This window comes from Prevotella sp. oral taxon 306 str. F0472 (assembly GCF_000257925.1).
Taxonomy (GTDB): domain Bacteria; phylum Bacteroidota; class Bacteroidia; order Bacteroidales; family Bacteroidaceae; genus Prevotella; species Prevotella vespertina.
The window spans coordinates 151,496-169,715 of record NZ_AJIN01000009.1 but is presented as its reverse complement, the minus strand read 5'-3'; the positions used below and the strand labels follow the sequence as shown (position 1 = coordinate 169,715).

Below are 18,220 nucleotides of genomic sequence, written 5' to 3'. Positions count from 1 at the left end.
CGGTCTTTAAATTGTTTACCTGCAAAGATAGCTAAATTAACTCATAATCCCAAACAAGAGTCTTGTTTTATATCAGAAAAGAGCTATCCTCTTGGCTATCCCAGCTTTTCTACATATCTTTGTAGCCTAACCAGATTATAGACAACATGATTAAATTCCACGATGTAAAGACGTCTGATCGCGAACTAATACAAGGTTATACACTTTGTGGAGACCGTCAGAACTGTGATTTAAGCTTTGCAAATATCATCTCATGGAGGTTTCTTTATAACACACAAATCGCTGAAGTCGATGGCTTCTTAGTGTTCCGCTTTTATACAGGGCACCATCTCGCATACATGGCACCAGTATGGAAATGTGCATGGAACGAGGCTATGCGCGACCGATTCGCTGCCGTTGTCCGACAGATGAGGGACGATTCTATCACCTTAGGGCATCCTTTCTTAATGCTAGGTGTATGCAGTTATATGGCGGAGATACTAGAAACTACTTTCCCCAACACCTTTGATATCAAACCAGACCGTGACCACTTCGATTATATCTACTCACGTGAAAAGCTCGCAACACTATCTGGTAAGAAGTTACAAGGTAAGCGAAACCACTGCAATAAGTTCCGTAAAACATTCCCAAACTACGTATATAAGGACTTAACAAAGGACATGATTCCAGAATGTATAGCTGTGGAAGAGAACTGGCGAGAGGTTACAAAGGAGGATACCGAGGGCGATGAAGAATTATCGGAAGAGCTTCGTTCAATGACACGTGTCTTCGATTTATGGGATGAAATCGGTGCTATTGGTGGCACAATATGGGTAGATGATAAGTTGATTGCCTTCACCTTTGGTTCGCCTATCACTAACAAGGTGTTCGATGTATGCGTTGAAAAGGCAGACACAAGCTACGAAGGAGCTTTTTCTATCATCAATCAGGAGTTCGCCAGACACCTCCCTGAGCAATACGAATACATGAATCGTGAGGAAGACCTTGGTATTGAGGGCTTGAGATACGCCAAACTTTCATACAAGCCAGACATTCTTTTAGAGAAGAATGTGGTCATGGAGAAATATCCCTTAGCGCAAGAAGAGGATCAGCAACGCATTAAGGAGGAGACAATCAGCCTATGGCGAGACACTTTCCACGACGTGGAACCATTCATACAACTCTATTTCTCACGTGTATTCAAGCCCGAATTTAACATCACTTGTCAGGCTGATAAGCATACTGTTGCAGCCCTTCAAGCCTTGCCCTATACAATGAAATACTACGATGAGGAGGTGCGCACGGCTTATATCTCTGGTGTTAGTGTGCGTGAGGAGTACCGAAAGAAGAACATGGGAGGCAATTTGATGTCTCAAGCTCACTTCCAACTCTATCACAAGGGGGCTGTCTTTGCAACATTGATACCTGCCGAAGAGTGGCTATATGAATGGTATGAACGATGCGGATATGCACGACGTATCATGGTAATGGCACCGCCTACTGATGTTGACAACATGGACTTTGATTCGTTCGACAAGTGGCAACGTTCCAAAGATTGCGTTCTATTGCATGATGCCGAGGGTTTCGATATTATCAAGGAGGACTATCGTATTGCGCTTTCTGTCGACCCGAATGCTAAAAGACAGACGGAAGATATACAAGGAATGATACGTGTTATCAATGCAGAAAAGGCGTTGCAGCTTTATGCTCAACGGCATCCTAATCGCATAGAGAACCTCCGTGTGTATAATGACTCGGATATTCCGAAGAATAACATGTACTTCCAAATAAAGGAAGGACACGTTTCTCACACGAATCAACCACTGCCGAACACACGTTCATTGACAATCAATGAGCTAGTAGACTATATCTTCAAGGATGACAAACTAGAGATGAATCTAATGTTGAATTAGGTTAGCTCGAATAGAAGAAGGCGTTTCCTCATTACAAGGAGACGCCTTCTTCAAAACAAAGAAACGCCCTTCTCGCATTGAGAAGGGCGTTTCCTTGTTTTCGTTCCGATAGTTCAATCTAACGAGGCTGTACCTCATTGCACACTGACCCATCCTCTACTTTCATACAGACGTCTGTCTCGCAAGTTGTTCCTCCCTATTCGGGGAGGTTGGGTGGGGCTTGCTCTGAATTCAAGACAGCACCATCTCCTTTGTCAAGATACTCTCCAGTTGTTCGGCAGAGAGGCGCAGTTGGAACTCACCATGCATGGCAACACTAATGCGACCAGTCTCTTCTGAAACGATGATAGCCAATGCGTCCGAATCTTGTGAGATTCCCATGGCTGCACGGTGACGCAGACCTAACTCCTTAGGAATATCTTGCTTGTGGCTTACTGGCAATATACATCCTGCCGCCTTAATGCGTTGTTTGGAGATAACCATCGCTCCGTCATGCAGAGGCGAGTTCTTGAAGAAGATGTTTTCAATCAGTCGTTGATTAATGCGGGCGTCTATCAAGTCGCCAGTCTCAACTATGTCTTCCAACATCACACCCCGTTCTATAACAATCAAAGCACCCACCTTGCCACGACTCATACTCATGCAAGCCATGACGATAGGCATAATTGTTTCCTTATCAACCTCCTCCTTGCTTGCTCTCGTAAATAGTTTGATAATGTTCTTCACCTTCCGATGTGCGCCAAGACTATACAGGAAGTGGCGTATGTCTTCTTGGAACAGAACGATAAGACCAATGACTCCCACCGAAACCAGCTTATCAAGGATACCACCTAAAAGTCGCATCTCTAGCACCTGACTAACGATGAGCCATAGGATAACAAACAACATGATTCCGATGAAGATGTTCAGTGAGCGTGACTCCTTCATCACACGATAAATATAATAGAGCATCAATGCCACAAGCACGATGTCGATTACATCCTTTATACCAAATGGGAAAAACATAAAAGAGGGTCTTTATTATTTCACTTTATAGTATTTTGTCGCATTGCACCAACTATTTTGACAGCCTCAACCGCCTCACGAACATCGTGCACTCGCAGTATGTTTGCACCTTTCAATAGGGCGATGGTGTTCAAAATGGTTGTTCCGTTCAGACTTTCAGCCGCCGTAATCCCCAAAAGTTGATGAATCATTCGCTTCCTACTAATGCCTACAAGGATGGGAAGTTCCATGACTTGCAACCGTTCCATGACACTTAATAGCTCGTAATTGCCCGCTACGGGCTCTTTACCAAAGCCGAAACCAGGGTCGAGAATAATGTCTTTTTGCCCCAAATCACGCAATTCTTGCACCTCTCGAGAGAAGTCGATAAGCATGTCATGAAGGTTAGCTGCGGTAGACATAAGGATATAAGGTGCCCCAAGTTCGGCTACGGTACGGAACATTTCAGGGTCTTTGCCTTCCTCAACATCGTTGATTATATCTGCACCGAACTCCTCAATCGTCCTTCGGGCAATGTCAGCATGGAAAGTATCAATGGATAGTATGGCATCAGGCTCGGCTTCTTTGACAATCGGGAGAGCGAAGGCTAATCGCTGCATCTCCTCTTCTGCACTGACAACAACGCCTCCTGGACGTGTTGAACAGGCTCCGATATCAATAATCTTAGCCCCTTCAGCAACAATCTGATGGGCTCGCTGGCGGATAGCTTCAGCCGTTTGCACTCGACTATTAGCATAGAATGAGTCGGGCGTAACGTTCATGATTCCCATTACCAGCGGTTCGCCCAAGTCGATGAGACGCCCACGAACGTTGATAGTATAGCTTATGGGCGTTCCATCACCCAATGTTTTCATCTTCTCCATAGGCACAAAGGTAATGTAAATATTGCACATTTATATCAGAAAAGCCCAACCTTTTTAGCGAAAAGCATAAGTTTCAGTAGGCAAACAGGCGATAGTTCCAATGCTTTTCACCAACGATTCAACTTCAATCGAACGTTCAGAAAGGGCGAAAAAAGCATTCGATCCAATGGTATAGATAGGACGAAACCAGCGGAAAGAACCTACTACATTTGTAAAGAAATACTGCTAAAATCTATGCTTATAACTGCGTTTTTATCGAAGAGCACCCTCCTTTGGGTCAAATACGCGCATTTTGACGAAGTTTGCAAACAATCGTATAACTCATTAATAACCAACGTTTTACATAAATCTTACATTCTTTTCAATCGAAAGTAACCGACCATCAATGGAAAAAATAACCTATTTTTACCTAAAAAGTACGTACTTTTCACCCAAAACGTATATACGTTTCACTAAAAACGGATATACATTTCACCAAAAACGTATATACGTTTCACCAAAAACGGAGGTACGTTTTCATAAAAACGGAGGTACGTTTTCTAAAAAAGGTATATACGTTTTTATTTTGAAGAATATCGCTTCCTATTTGGCTCTATATTGATAATTCCGTTTGTAAAAGATATTCATTCCAAACGATAGATATAATAGACAAGAAAAAAGGATGTGCCCAACTGGACACATCCTTCGCATTTATATTAGTTTGTTAAGCGACTCTGAACGGGGTTATTGACCATAACCATCGTTCTGCTTAATATTCTTGTTTGCATCTATCTCATAGCTTGGTATAGCTGCAAGAGCTTTGAAGTAATCGCGGTTGTAACTACGCACATCTGCTGGGAGAACAGCGCTCCAACCACGGTCGGATTCGTTAGTATAACGTGTGATAGTCTCATTGTTGCGTATTGCATCAAAGAAACGTTGACCCTCACCAACGAGTTCCTTACGGCGTTCGAGTGATATACGAGCGGCTGTAATAGTTGACGCTGTTACCAAACGAGACGCATCCGACGTTCTATTCTTCAATAGATCATTCAAATACTGGACTGCTTTTGCAGTGTTACCATCCTTAAATGCAGCTTCAGAAGCTATCAGATAAACCTCTGACAAACGCAATATTGGCACGCTAGCATAACGAGGATCACCATTGAAAGCAGGCATCTTGTTTAGATAAACCTTTGCACCATGGAATATGTTTTTAGAGTCATTGCTAGGTGCAAGGAACACATCTGCGCGCACGTCGTTAGGGTCTTGAGCCAGAAGAGCAAGGAAGTTCTTGTTGGCAACAGCCTCACCATAACCAGGAACATCAGGACGATTCTCTGCATATAGATAGGCTATACCCTCACGGTCATTCCAATCCTTTGTGTTGGTAACAGGTATCTCGAAAAGCATCTCTTTGGCGTGTGCTGCATCGTCTTTCTTCCATGCATTCACATACTCAGAGATTGTCCATAGACTCTTACCAGAGTTGTTGATAACATCTTCTGCAGTACTGAGAGCATTTGCCCAATCGCCCTTTGTCAAGTAAACACGTGCCAAGAGAGCCTTTGCTGCATAGAGACTAACATAACCAGGAGTAGTCTCTGATGGGAGCTTACCAGAGCTAATTGCTTCGGTCAAGTCCTTTATAACTTGAGCATAACACTCTGCAACAGTACTACGAGCAGGCTTAACATTTGATTGTAAAGAACTTGTTACCAGTGGAACTCCTAGCGAGGCACCATTATCCTCGGTATAGGTCTTACCATAAACGCGGGTCAAATCGAAAGTCGCCATAGCACGTAGAACCAATGCTTCTGCACGATATTGTGCTATCTCATCAGCCGCCTCAGTTTTATCAGACAACTTACCACCATCGGCTGCCTCAATGATTCGGCAAGCACGACCTATCACTGCATAAGGAGATTGCCAGATTGCGTTCGAACGATCAAAGTCGGATGCTGTGGTGTAAGACATCTGATAATAGAAGCTCGCACGGTTACTTCCGTAAGTTGAATTATACACTAAGTCTTCACCATGCAACTCGCCATATAGGAACATTTGCTGACCATAGTAATCGACCATATTACTATTTCCTTTAAAGACAGCATACATACCCGCACGAGCCGAAGCAAGGTCACTACTACTCTGGATGGCTGTCTCCGCAGGGACAGAATCGGCTGGTTTCTGCTCAAAGAAATCGTCACCACATGATGACATACCCATCAGGACTGCACCTGCGAGCATTAAGCCGTATATGTTTTTATTGTATTTTCTCATAAACAAAAATTCTTCAATTAATAATTTAGAAGCCTAACTCAATACCGAAAGTGAATGTTCTTAAGGCTGGAGTCTGGAATACACATAGACCATCTACTGGCATCTCTGGATCAACATAGAGGTTCTTTGACTTCAATGTGAAGAGATTTGATGCTGCAAAATAGACTCTTGCCTTATTCAAACCAAGTCTAGATACCCAGTTATTAGGTGCTGTAAGACCAAGTGTTAAGCTCTTCAAACGCAAGTAATCAGTAGGCATTAACCAACGAGATGACTCAATCGTTGGGTTGTTTCCGAATTGGAAAGCAGGGAGACTAGCCTTTGTGTCGCCAGGACCTGTCCACATCTTGTCTATGTCATAATAGGCTGGAACAGCACCACCATAGAGGAAGTTACCACCATTACTATGCTGCCATCTAGCTGCATCGTAAGCCTTTCCACCGAAAGAGAAGGTGAAGTTCAAACCGAAGTCGATAAACTTCCATTTGATATTATTCGTCAAACCACCTTCTATAGTAGCCTCGTGGTCACCTACGATAACCTTCTTCGCTGCTGCAGGATCAGTTGTTGTCTTGCGCGCATTAGCTGTACCATCATTGAGATAATAAGCTTCCTTACCAGTAGCAGGGTCTACACCAGCATACTCAAGAGCGTAATAGCTGTAATAAGTGTGACCCACCTTGTGAATCAATCTACCACTGATTACCTCATCCTGACTACCATTGAGCTTAGTAATCTTATTGTGGTTATGACCGAAGTTCAACATGGTTGTCCATGTGAAGTCCTTTGTGTTAACGTTATTACTTTGTAGCGTAAACTCGTAACCTGTATTGCGTAAAGAACCAATATTCATTGGTGTTGTGGTCTTATAAGTCTCTCCGTCATAATAACCAGGTACAGCTGATACAGGGAGATCATAGATAAGATCTGATGTTGTACGTGTGTAATAATCGAAAGTCAAAGAGATTCGATCAAAGAAGGTAAGGTCTAAACCAACATTGAAAGCACGGTTCTTCTCCCACTTCAAGTCAGGGTTACCAATACCAACGATACCCATTCCAGACTGACCATTATAGTACTCACCGAAGTGATAGAGGTTCAAATAAGCATAAAGACTAGTTGGCAATGTTCCATTCACACCATAGCTAACACGCAACTTACCATCACTTAGCACGCTCTTAGCTGATTCCATAAACTTCTCAGCACCGAATCGCCATGCACCAGATACTGACCAGAAGTTACCCCAGCGGTTAGCTTTTGCCAAACGACTACTACCATCGCGACGGAAACTAAATCCTGCATAGTATCTGTTATCGTAGTTGTAGTTCAAACGACCTAACCAACTTACCATCGTGTAGCCTGTTGCATTACTAGAACTACTCGTCGTTCCAGCATTAGAAAACTCATAAAGAGAACCAGGATAATTGGTTCCTTGGAGATAATTGTACTTGTAGGTGTACTTTTCTGTCTCGTATCCAAGAAGTGCATCAAGGTTATGTAAGCCGAAAGACTTCACATAAGAGAGCTGCGTCTGACCATTTAATTGAGTAATACCACTTACTACACGCTGTAGAGTACCACCAGGGGCACCATCGTTAGAGAAGCGATCCCAGAGTACATTCTCTACTGATGAAGTATAATCATAAGTGAACTTCTCACTCAAATGGAGTGCATCCCAGATGTTCCAATCGAGCTTCAATGAGTTAAAGGCACGTCTTACGTCGTTCTTATCACTTGAATGCTTGTATTCATAGAGAGGGTTGAGCTGTACGTAAGAACCAGTTTGAGTACCTGGAGCCAATGTGCCATCAGGGAGATAAGCAATGGCAGAAGGACTATCAAAGAATGCATAGTGAGCGATAGAACTTGTATAAGAAGTTCCCTCATTAGCCATCTGCTGATTCATCTTAGAGAACAAACCAGAGTAAACCAAAGTAAATCTTCCGAACTTATGAGTAAGGTTGGCATTACCTGTGAAACGCTCCAAACCTTGGTTCGCAGTGATACCTGTCTGCTTCATATATGACAAAGAAGTATAGAACTGGGTGTTATCACTACCACCACTAAGGCTTATTTGATAGTTCTGATGGTGTCCCGTCTTGAAGAGAAGATCCTTCCAATTGGTCCAACCATAGATTGGTTTGTTATTAGCATCGTATCCTACGACTGGTTTAGCAGCGTAGTCATCAATCTGATCCTTAACGAATGTAGCTGCATCAGCCTTTGATTTGCCCTCTTTATATATGGCATAGTTCTCCAAACCACGTGAGAGAACAGCACGACGAGCGTCACCATCCAACATTGGACGATAATTGATAGCCATGTTAGAGAAGCCCCAGTCACTACGGAAGTCAACATGCGTCTTACCCTTCTTACCGCTCTTTGTTGTAATAACGACTACACCATTAGCTGCACGAGAACCATACAAAGAAGCTGCTGCAGCATCCTTGATGACGGTGATTGACTCAATATCATTACTATTCAAAGTGGATAGAATGTCCGTACCAGTATCATTGAACTGACCTTGACCGAACGCATTAATATCACCAGATACCATTGGTGTACCATCAATGACATATAATGGATCATTGCCAGCATTGATAGATCCCATACCACGAATACGTATATTGCTTACAGCACCAGGCGCACCTGATGAACTAGTAACCGTTACACCAGGAACAGAACCAGATAGTTTATCCTGCACAGAGGCTACTGGTACGTCTGCTAACTTACCTGGATCTACGTTTGCCGCAGCACCTGTAAAGCTAGATTTCTTAAAGTTTCCGTATCCTGTAACGATAACTTCATCGAGAGAGCCAGCGTCTGGCTTCATCACAACCTTCATTCCATTCTTTACAGGAACAACGACAGTCTTGAGTCCAACATACTGTACTCTTAACTGATTCTTACCCTCTGGAACCGAGAGATGGAAGTTACCATCAATATCGGAAACAGTACCCATTTGTGTCCCAACAACGAGTATGGATGCACCTACAACAGGCTCTCCATTCTCAGAAGACACAACAGTTCCTGAAATCTCTGACTGTGCCAATGCTACGCCTAAGCATAGGAACAGACCCGCTAAAACCATTGATAATCTTTTAACCATAAGCTTAATCTATAAAATATGACTATTTCCTATTAAATAAGTGCAAAGGTATAAAGAATTACTTAACAAACCAAAACATTTGTAACTAAATTGTACTTTAAACTCAAATAACGTTACGAAACAACATAAATATTCAATTTATAATAACACTTCAAAGCATTACTTACATCATAACCATTACACCTTATATATATAGGACACCGATAGTCTGCATCCTCGACCATGCTTAACACGAATGGAGAACAGTGATAATCCATCTGTTAAAAAGCCTCTCTTTACTTTGTGTTGTCTGCCTTTTAGACTATCTTTGCACCATAGAATAAAGTTGAAATCATGGATATACAGGAGATTTACAAGATTTATTTAAGTCACCCAACAGTGACCACTGACAGCAGAAACTGCCCTGAAGGAAGTATCTTCATAGCACTAAAAGGAGCATCATTCGATGGTAACAAGTTTGCAAAAGCTGCTTTGGACAAAGGTTGCAGCTATGCTATTGTTGACGAAAAAGAATACGTTGATACCACTGATGAGCGTTTTATTTTAGTTGATGACGCACTCGTTACTTACAAAGAACTAGCACGTGAACACCGAAGACAATTCTCCATCCCCGTCATTGGAATTACTGGAACGAACGGAAAGACCACCAGTAAAGAGCTTATCTCTACTGTCTTGGCCGAGAAATATAAGGTTCATCACACCGAAGCAAACTATAATAATGACGTTGGTGTGCCTCGCACGCTACTTGGCATACGCCCTGATGATGAGATAGCTGTCATTGAGATGGGTGCATCACACCCTGGAGACATTGAGAAACTAGTAACTTATGTTGAACCAACCTGCGGTTTGATAACGAATGTTGGTCGTGCTCATCTACAGGGATTCGGCAGCTTTGAGGGCGTAAAACGTACCAAGGGAGAGCTTTACGACTTCTTAAAAGCACATGACGCCTTACTTTTCTTGAATGAAAGCAACGCCGATCTCACAGAGATGGCAGCACAACGTGAATTCGACCGCATTATCACTTACGGGCAAGATGATACTGCCGACGTACAAGGAAAGGTAATCAGTTGTGCTCCATTCCTCAAATTTGAATGGCAGTCGTCAAGCCTCAATAAGCAGCAACCAGCCAATACAATATACGAAGTACAGACTCATCTCATCGGCTCGTACAACCTTGATAATATGTTGGCAGCTATCACCATCGGTCTACACTTTGGTGTAACTCCACAGCAAATAAACCATGCCTTAGAGAATTATATCCCTCATAACAACCGTTCACAGCTCACAGAAACAGCCCACAACAAGCTCATTGTGGATGCTTATAACGCTAACCCGTCCAGCATGGCAGCTGCTATTGAGAACTTCCGACTTATGGAGGTTGAACACAAGATGGCTATTCTCGGAGACATGAGAGAGCTTGGCGCAGCTTCTGCAGAGGAACATCAAAAGGTTGTTGAACTACTCAAAGCTGCAGGCTTAACCAATGTCTGGCTTGTTGGTGAGGAATTTCAAAAGACTAACACAGACTTCCGTAAGTTTAAAGATGTTGATGAGGTAAAGGCTGAAATAGCTCTTCATCGACCAGAAGACCATTATATCCTTATTAAAGGAAGCAATGGAATAAGGCTCTTCGAACTGCCCAACTTGCTCTAAACATATCATAAAAAGAGCATAAAACATTGCACTAGTTCCGAAAAATTAACTACCTTTGCAACTGCTTGCAAAGGCTATCGGGATGTAGCGCAGTTGGTAGCGCACTACGTTCGGGACGTAGGGGTCGCCAGTTCGAATCCGGTCATCCCGACTCGAAAAGGGGAAGAACTATGATGGTTCTTCCCCTTTTTTAAACCTCCTAACAACCTCCTCACTACCCCTCCCAGCCTCCCCAAAGGGGAGGAGCGCCTAACGGAAGCTAACCATGGGATGGTTGGTTGATGTGTAACAAGGCAATGCTCCGGTAGTCGGAAACGCAGAAGACCAAACAAGGAAACGCCCTCTTCACTTTGAAGAGGGCGTTTACTTGCAATGAAGAGAGCCTCTCTTTGATACAAAGGAACGCCCTCTTTGAATCCCCTCCTAGCCTTCCTCAAGGAGAGGAGTACCTAACGAGGGCTAGTTCGGAAAGGCTATATCCCACACAACAAACAACTTGTTTACTTGTCAACTCGTCAACCCGTCAACTCAAATAAACCCTTCATTCTTTAGAAATCTCTTGCTGTTTTCAATACAATTCATTATATTTGCAGGGTATTAAGAGGTTTAACTACAACGTCTTATACGATAATTTGAAATACATTTTACTGACAAGTAACAACAGAGGCTATGGGTATAAAGAACTTATTTAAACGGCAATTAAGAAGTGTCATAGAGTGGAAAGAGCAAGACAGCAAGCTACTTTTCCATCAGTTGGAAACAACAACTGATGAAATAAAGGACGCTAGTAAACTCATTATTGCACCTGGTCAGGGTTGCATTATCGTCTATGATGGACAGGTGAGAGCCACACTTACAGAACCAGGAGTGTATGAGATGGAGTCTGACAACCATCCTTTTATCACCACATTGCTTAACATCTCTCAGCAAGCAGAGAGCGATCATAAGATGAGGTTCTACTTCTTCCGTACAGCGGAGATGGTGAACATTCTTTGGGGAACTGCTTCGCCAGTGAAATACATAGAGCCCGATTATCAATTACCAGTGGCTCTCGGGGTTTGTGGAAACTTCTCTGTAAAGATACAAGATGCATCTCAAATGTTTGTCACACTGCTTGGAATGGTCGCAGACTATTATGCAGAGGATGTGCAAGAACTCGTATCTTCACGTATTGTGACGCCACTCACAGCCTTTCTTGCAGTCAAAGCCTACCCTTACCGAGAAGTGGATAGCCACATAGGTGAGCTTTCCAAGGAGTTACAAGAGAAGACTTCAGAGGAGTTATCACGCTTAGGTTTGGAGCTAACCGACTTCCGTATCACTTCTGTTACATTCGATGACGAAACGATGGAACGCATTGGTAGGATTGCAAACATGACTACTGAGAAGTATGCAGCAGCCGAGGTAGACCTTGATTACACTGGATTGCAGAAGTTAGGAGCCTTACGTGATGCTGCAAAGAACGAAGGTGGACTGGCAGGAGCAGGCTTGCAAATGGGAGCCGGACTACAGTTAGCACAAGACATATTCAAGTCGAGCGATGTTAGTAGTGACCCTACTCTACGCCTACGAAAGCTCAAGAAGCTCTTAGAGGAACAACTCATCACTGCTGAAGAATACGAACAAAAGAAGAACGAAATACTTTCTAAATTATGAATAAAGTCTTAATCCCCGCCATAGCAGTCCTCTTTGTCAATATCATTGCAGGTCTGGTTCTATCAATCTATCCATTGGTAAACATGCTCTACACAAGTGTTGCTATTATAGTCAACACTCTATTGGTTGTAATGTTGTTTGCCCTTGGTGCAGAGCGTTCGCATCGTTTGAGCCTTGGTATGCTCTTCCTCTTAGCAGGAATCATAGAGTTTGTTAGTGGAATGATAGCACCGAGTGGCGTAAAAGACAACTGGTGGATTATCCTCTTTGCTATCTTTACAGCCATAGAAGCTATCTTGTGTTATCTAACCATACATTATAAGAAACAATAAAAAGTACTGATTGAGTTATACAATGTCAACAAAGATAAAACCAATAAAGTGCCCAAACTGTGGTAGCGAGAAGCATGTCCAACTGGATGAAAAGCGCTATCAATGTAGAAATTGTGGGACGGAATACTTCTTGGATGACGATGATATAACCATTAATGTCAAGCATAATTTCGAATACGAAAACTTCACGCAGCCCAAAGAAGAGCCCCGCGTCACCATGAGCAATGTGATAAGAAACCTAGCGGTTGTACTTATTGTCTTTCTCTTTCTGTATGCAGCTAAGCACTTTTGGGGCGGAGATATCAAAGTAAGTAAGCTCTTTGGTGTAAGTGATTTATTCTCTGTCGACTCTGTAGAGGTGGCAGATGACTACGATGCCATCTACCCTATGAAGCATAAAGGACGTATTTGTTTCTTCTACGTAACGAATCGTAGGTACGATTACGGGCTTAACGATGATAAGACCTTAGTAGATGGTCACTATTATGGATTCGTCGATGCGCAGACTGGACAGGTGTTAGCTGATAAGCTCCTCATCAGTGACGATGAGAGCAAAAGCCTTGAGATGTACTCGTTTGATGAGCTTAAGTTGCAGCATCTCCCGCAAGCAGACAAGTGGTTCTGCATAGTCCCGGAACAGTTTATATACGAAGTTGACCCACAAACACTCACGATGAGTAATGTCACAAATACTATCTTTGCTCATAAGGAAGCAATGTCAAGTGGGATCTCATCTGTGAATTTTATCTTTAGAATAAACGATGGTCACGCTAATTCATTAGAGGGAGGTGAGGGCTTCGAAGTATCTAATAATTTGGCAGAAAATTACTATTACTTTCCTGCAACAGACCATCTTTATACGGAGGAGGCTTATAAGTATGCCCAAAAACTACCAGCTTCTGGGCTCAAAGGAGAGCTACGTAAGGATGTAATGTATGAATTGGAAAGTAAGAACTCAAGTGAGTCATCCAATCAAAAAGGTCAAAACATAATAAATAGAGTACAATACACGCATTACCTAGGAAACCCTCAGTACCTTAATGACTCTCGCAATGGTAAATATGATTTTGTATATTCTGACATGCGAGTTGTCGATAGTCAGCCAATAACAGATTGGTTCACAGGATTCGATGCAGAGCTCATTTACCAAGATCCAAAGTATTTATGTATTGAGTATAAGGCAAATATCTCGAAGAATGCACCAACTATTCTTCAGCTAAGAAACACTAATGGAGGAATCCTTTGGACACGCTCTCTTGATTGTCCAATAAAGATTGGTGGTGTTCTACGAGACAATCAGAAGATATGGTTCAGAGCAACAAGAGAGCACACTGATCGCTACGATGATGAATATATCATAAGCCTTACGTTAAAAGGAGGTAACATAAAATACGAATACAAGTTTGCAACTAGTCACAACGTAAGGAAGCAATAAGTATATATAACGAATACAGATAAAGCAATACAATGTCAACAAAGATAAGACCCATAAAGTGCCCGAATTGTGGCAGTGAGAAGCATATTCAGTTGGATGAAAAGCGTTATCGCTGTAAAAACTGCGGTACAGAATACTTCCTAGATGATGACGACATAAACATTAATGTCAAGCATCAATTTGATTATGGAGGCTTCACACGCACCAAAGGAGACGCAGACATCTCCACTAGCAATGTGGTAAAAGTATTCGCTATCATCGGTGGTTCTTTATTCTTTCTATTCATGTTATTGTTCTTCAGCATAGACTCTTCCAAGCCAAGCGCTAGTTATAAAGACTCTATCAGCGTAGAAGATTCATATAAAGCCATTGTCCCAGTAAAGTATAACGGACGTGTTTGTTTCTTCTATTTAACCGATCGTAGTTTCAGTAACTGGTATTCTGACGACGAGACACCACCATCAGGTTACTATTATGGATTCGTCGACCCAGATAGTGGGAAGGTGTTTGCTGACAAACTATTCATCAGTGATGACGATGCAAGGAAGATTGGTATGACAGCTTTCCACATGCTTCAGATACAACATCTGAACCAAGCCAAGAAGTGGTATATCACGATTCCTAGCCAGTTTATACTTGAGATAGACCCACAGACACTCACGCTAAAGGATGTCTCAAAGACTATCTTCGCCAAGAAGAAAGCGATGTCAAGTGGTATCTCATCAGTAGAATTTATCTCTGATACCTACGAAGACCACGCAAGTACGGCGGGCGTAGGTGAAGGGTTCAAGGTCACCAACAATTTGGCAGAAACCTATTATTATTTCCCAGCTACAGACCGTCTTTATACGAAGGACGCCTATGAATTCGCCCAACAACTACCTGCTTCTGAGCTTAATGGTGAGGTTAAGGATAGTGTGTTCTATATTTTAGATCGTAAGGAAGCAAGCGAATCCTCTAGCCAAAAAAGCCTCAACCGCTTATGGAGAATACGCTTCATGTATCACTTAGGAGACCCTCAAGACGCTGGTTACTTCCTATATGGTGTGACTGATTCTCCGCGTGGTGACAAGCGAATGATTAGTCACAACGCAATAACAGATTGGTTTACCGGCTTCAATTCAAAGATCGATTACCAAGACTCGAAGTATATCCTTATAGAGTATAATGCTAGTATCTCGGAGGATGCGCCAACGATTCTTCAGCTGAGAAACACTAATGGCGTTATACTTTGGACACACGCCTTTGAGCTTCCACTGAAGATTCAGGGCATCATACGAGATAATCAAAAGATATGGTTCAGAGCAACCAAGGATAACGATCATACTGAAGACGAAGACTATATAGCGAGCCTTACCTTAAAGGAAGGTTATCTGAAATACGAATATAAGTTTACTACTAAACACAAGGTTCCAAAGTAATAAGTATTAAACACGAATATAATATGATAAAGATAAAATTACTTCTGCTCTCTCTAATCACACTACCTTTAGCAAGTAACGCACAGGTACAGAAGATAGTAGAGTCTTATGACAACGGACAGATAAAGTCGATTACATATGAAAATAAGGAGACGGGGCTACTAGAAGGGCATTGTGTTAGTTATACGGAAGATGGTCGCTTATTCATGGAAGAAGACTATAAGGACGGTCTAAGGGATGGGCTGGTGAAGTATTACGATGCATTTGGTAACATCGAAAGCATTGTGAGTTACAGCAAAGGGAAGAAGCAGGGTAAGCTCATCAAGTACCAAAAGATGAATCGTCCCAGTGCAAATCCTTATCTTGACTACATTGAGAACTACGAGAATGGACTGCTACAGGGAATGACCTACGTGTACGATGATACTGGGCAAAAGATTATCGAACACGCACGTTACGATGATGGTCTATGTGTCGAAGATACTGTATATCTCCCAAAAGGTACGTTCTATGCGTATCGGACGAAAGGACCTGATGGTACTTATGTTGGTGGTGAACTGAAGAGCAGAATAGTACCCAACAAGAAGAATGCGGCTATTCATCAACCTACGAGAAAGGCTCCCGTTAGACAACGCCCAACAGCACCAAGACCTGTTAAGGCTAAACCCGCTCCACAACGCAAGCCTGCTCCCGTCACTAAGCCCAATCCTCAACCACAACCTAAGCCAACGCCTAAGCCACGCTTAAAGGTAGGTAAGGATGGAACAATAGAGATGGGTTAGCATATATAATAAGGTGATGAAGGCACACGGCTAACCTATCTACTTTACAGAAGAAACCTATTCAATTACGAATAGGACATAAAGAAATCGAACCAGCTGGATACGTCCAACTGGTTCGATTCTTATAATAACTCTGTCCCAATGAGGGGACAGAAGTTGTCATTACTTACTTTGTCAGCTTGATAATCTTACAACCATGTGCTGGGATAACAGCCTCAATCTTATCGGTTACCTCGCCCTCGTCAGCATGCTTCCAAAGGTCACGCACCTTATAAGTTCCTGATAGTCCTAACTTAGACAATTCTACAGAACGTGTTGCAGCAGCTGTCTCACGATTGAAGAGACCTACAACATAAGAGCCGTCCTTCATCTGTCCATACCATACCTCACCATCTGTATTCCACAGATTACGTGCTAGTGGCTTACCTACGAAACCATCCTTATTCAATGCAAGTAGCTCGTCGTTCTGGAAGAACTTGAGGTCATCACCTGTTGGTAAGTCGGTGATTGAGATAGGACCGCCTGCCATCAAAGGAAGAGAGATAACAGACATCTTCTCATTGTCATCAGCGTAACTTCCAATACGGATAAAGTCACCATCGAGGCGAATCTTCTTACGTCCAGAAATCTTTGACCAGTTGATAAAGCCATCAAAAGCATTCTCGGAGTTAGGCCAACCACCACGAAGACTACCACGGTTGTTATCTGAGAAACGATACCAACTACCCTCAAGCGCATCGGCATCAATACGTACCATGTTACCAGCATACTTCTCAATGATTGCGTCATTGCGCAAGTGTGGCATTACAAGAGACACATATACACCATACTTTTGTGCATATTTATTGATCCATTGCATACCCTTCACGTAACGCTCACGACCAAAGCCTTTGTCGATAATGTCCGTATAATTCATACCATCCTCATACCAAGAAAGGAAGTCCATACGCACGAATTTCACGCCTAAGTCAGCATAGTGTTTGAAGAAACCTTCAAAGAACTGCTCTGCACCTGGATGGTCGGTCATCACCCAACCAAACTGCTCCTTAGCCGTAGGATATTTCACGTCCTTATCCTTTGCAGGGTCATAAGCAAGGCTGCTTACTGTGATGTTGTCAGTACCAGGAATGATAGCATTAGGGTTAGAATAGTGCAACCAGAAAGGACTGTCATACACACCCAACTTCAAACCTTTAGCCTTCAACTTAGCAACGATAGTGCTTAAAGGAATCTCAGGAGAACCCTCATCTTTCGTCGTGTGACTATAACGTGTCATGTAACCATCATCACCGCCCATAGCAGCGAAACCATCGGTAACAAGCATATCATAACCATGTGACTTGAGATTGGTCACTACATAATCGATGGTCTCATCCCAGTCATCCTCTGTAAAGATATTAGGGAAAGAACCTGCCTTCTCCTGTGCGCGAAGGTTACCATATACACTCCAATAAAGAGGAGCATAATCCATTCCTTCCTTCTCCGCAACAGGTGTAAGTCCAACAGTAGGATCCTGCTTGTCAACACTCAAGTCGCTGGTGACGTCCCACTCGTTACTATTACAGCTAGAGAGCAATGCTGCGAATGCCAAGCTAGCGAATATATATTTCTTCATTGTTGTTTATTCTGTCATAAGTAATTAGTAAATGGTAGCTACGAAAAGCGATATTTTGTCTCACTTCTATTGATACATACGTGTCAACGAATTGACTCCTATGTGTCATCCCCTGTAACACATACGTGTCAAGCACGTGACTCGTATGTGTCAGAAAGGGGTATCGTATGATTGCAGCTACCGAATCATATTAGT

At 42.6% G+C, this 18,220-nt stretch carries 12 protein-coding genes and 1 tRNA gene; 8 read left to right on the top strand and 5 right to left on the bottom strand.

Going from position 1 to position 18,220, the window contains the following annotated elements; all coding sequences use genetic code 11:
* Positions 1 to 146 precede the first annotated feature (146 nt).
* Positions 147 to 1,892: a GNAT family N-acetyltransferase gene (locus tag HMPREF9969_RS00940; protein WP_009433990.1), complete on the top strand. Its 1,746-nt coding sequence runs from the start codon at positions 147 to 149 to the stop codon at positions 1,890 to 1,892.
* Between the two features lie 231 nt (positions 1,893 to 2,123).
* Here HMPREF9969_RS00940 and cdaA read toward each other — a convergent pair whose 3' ends face one another.
* From cdaA to HMPREF9969_RS00920, 4 genes are all read right to left on the bottom strand, one after another.
* Complete coding sequence (cdaA, locus tag HMPREF9969_RS00935; RefSeq protein ID WP_009433987.1) at positions 2,124 to 2,897, bottom strand: diadenylate cyclase CdaA; 774 nt, start codon at positions 2,895 to 2,897, stop codon at positions 2,124 to 2,126.
* Positions 2,898 to 2,917: 20 nt separating this feature from the next.
* Positions 2,918 to 3,760, bottom strand: a complete 843-nt coding sequence (gene folP, locus HMPREF9969_RS00930; protein WP_009433934.1) for a dihydropteroate synthase — start codon at positions 3,758 to 3,760, stop codon at positions 2,918 to 2,920.
* 723 nt (positions 3,761 to 4,483) lie between these two features.
* Positions 4,484 to 6,019, bottom strand: a complete 1,536-nt coding sequence (locus tag HMPREF9969_RS00925) for a RagB/SusD family nutrient uptake outer membrane protein (protein WP_036894482.1) — start codon at positions 6,017 to 6,019, stop codon at positions 4,484 to 4,486.
* Positions 6,020 to 6,044: 25 nt separating this feature from the next.
* Positions 6,045 to 9,128, bottom strand: coding sequence for a SusC/RagA family TonB-linked outer membrane protein (locus HMPREF9969_RS00920; protein WP_036894480.1), 3,084 nt, complete (start codon positions 9,126 to 9,128; stop codon positions 6,045 to 6,047).
* A 333-nt stretch (positions 9,129 to 9,461) separates the two neighbouring features.
* On the opposite strand from HMPREF9969_RS00920, the gene HMPREF9969_RS00915 reads away from it, so the two are divergent.
* The 7 genes from HMPREF9969_RS00915 (at position 9,462) to HMPREF9969_RS00885 (ending at position 16,410) form a co-directional block, all read left to right on the top strand.
* Positions 9,462 to 10,784 (top strand): UDP-N-acetylmuramoyl-tripeptide--D-alanyl-D-alanine ligase, encoded by a 1,323-nt coding sequence (locus HMPREF9969_RS00915; protein WP_009434011.1) that lies wholly within the window; start codon positions 9,462 to 9,464, stop codon positions 10,782 to 10,784.
* A gap of 78 nt (positions 10,785 to 10,862) precedes the next feature.
* Positions 10,863 to 10,935 (top strand) — tRNA-Pro (locus tag HMPREF9969_RS00910).
* 518 nt (positions 10,936 to 11,453) lie between these two features.
* On the top strand, positions 11,454 to 12,440 hold the full coding sequence (locus tag HMPREF9969_RS00905; protein ID WP_009434018.1) for an SPFH domain-containing protein: 987 nt from the start codon (positions 11,454 to 11,456) through the stop codon (positions 12,438 to 12,440).
* The gene (locus HMPREF9969_RS00900) at positions 12,437 to 12,772 is read left to right on the top strand and encodes a hypothetical protein (protein ID WP_009433917.1); all 336 of its coding nucleotides are present in this window, start codon (positions 12,437 to 12,439) and stop codon (positions 12,770 to 12,772) included. Before HMPREF9969_RS00905 ends, HMPREF9969_RS00900 begins: the two co-directional genes overlap by 4 nt.
* A gap of 22 nt (positions 12,773 to 12,794) precedes the next feature.
* A complete protein-coding gene (locus tag HMPREF9969_RS00895; RefSeq protein WP_036894477.1) occupies positions 12,795 to 14,207 on the top strand; it encodes a TFIIB-type zinc ribbon-containing protein in 1,413 nt (470 codons plus the stop codon).
* A 32-nt stretch (positions 14,208 to 14,239) separates the two neighbouring features.
* Entirely contained in the window at positions 14,240 to 15,628 is a 1,389-nt protein-coding gene (locus HMPREF9969_RS00890; protein WP_009433943.1) for a TFIIB-type zinc ribbon-containing protein, read from the top strand.
* Between the two features lie 23 nt (positions 15,629 to 15,651).
* Positions 15,652 to 16,410 carry a toxin-antitoxin system YwqK family antitoxin gene (locus tag HMPREF9969_RS00885; RefSeq protein WP_009433889.1) on the top strand — a complete coding sequence of 253 codons (759 nt, stop codon included), beginning with the start codon at positions 15,652 to 15,654 and terminating at the stop codon, positions 16,408 to 16,410.
* A gap of 166 nt (positions 16,411 to 16,576) precedes the next feature.
* Here HMPREF9969_RS00885 and HMPREF9969_RS00880 read toward each other — a convergent pair whose 3' ends face one another.
* Positions 16,577 to 18,025, bottom strand: a complete 1,449-nt coding sequence (locus HMPREF9969_RS00880) for an alpha-galactosidase (RefSeq protein ID WP_009433935.1) — start codon at positions 18,023 to 18,025, stop codon at positions 16,577 to 16,579.
* Between the last annotated feature and the right edge of the window lie 195 nt (positions 18,026 to 18,220).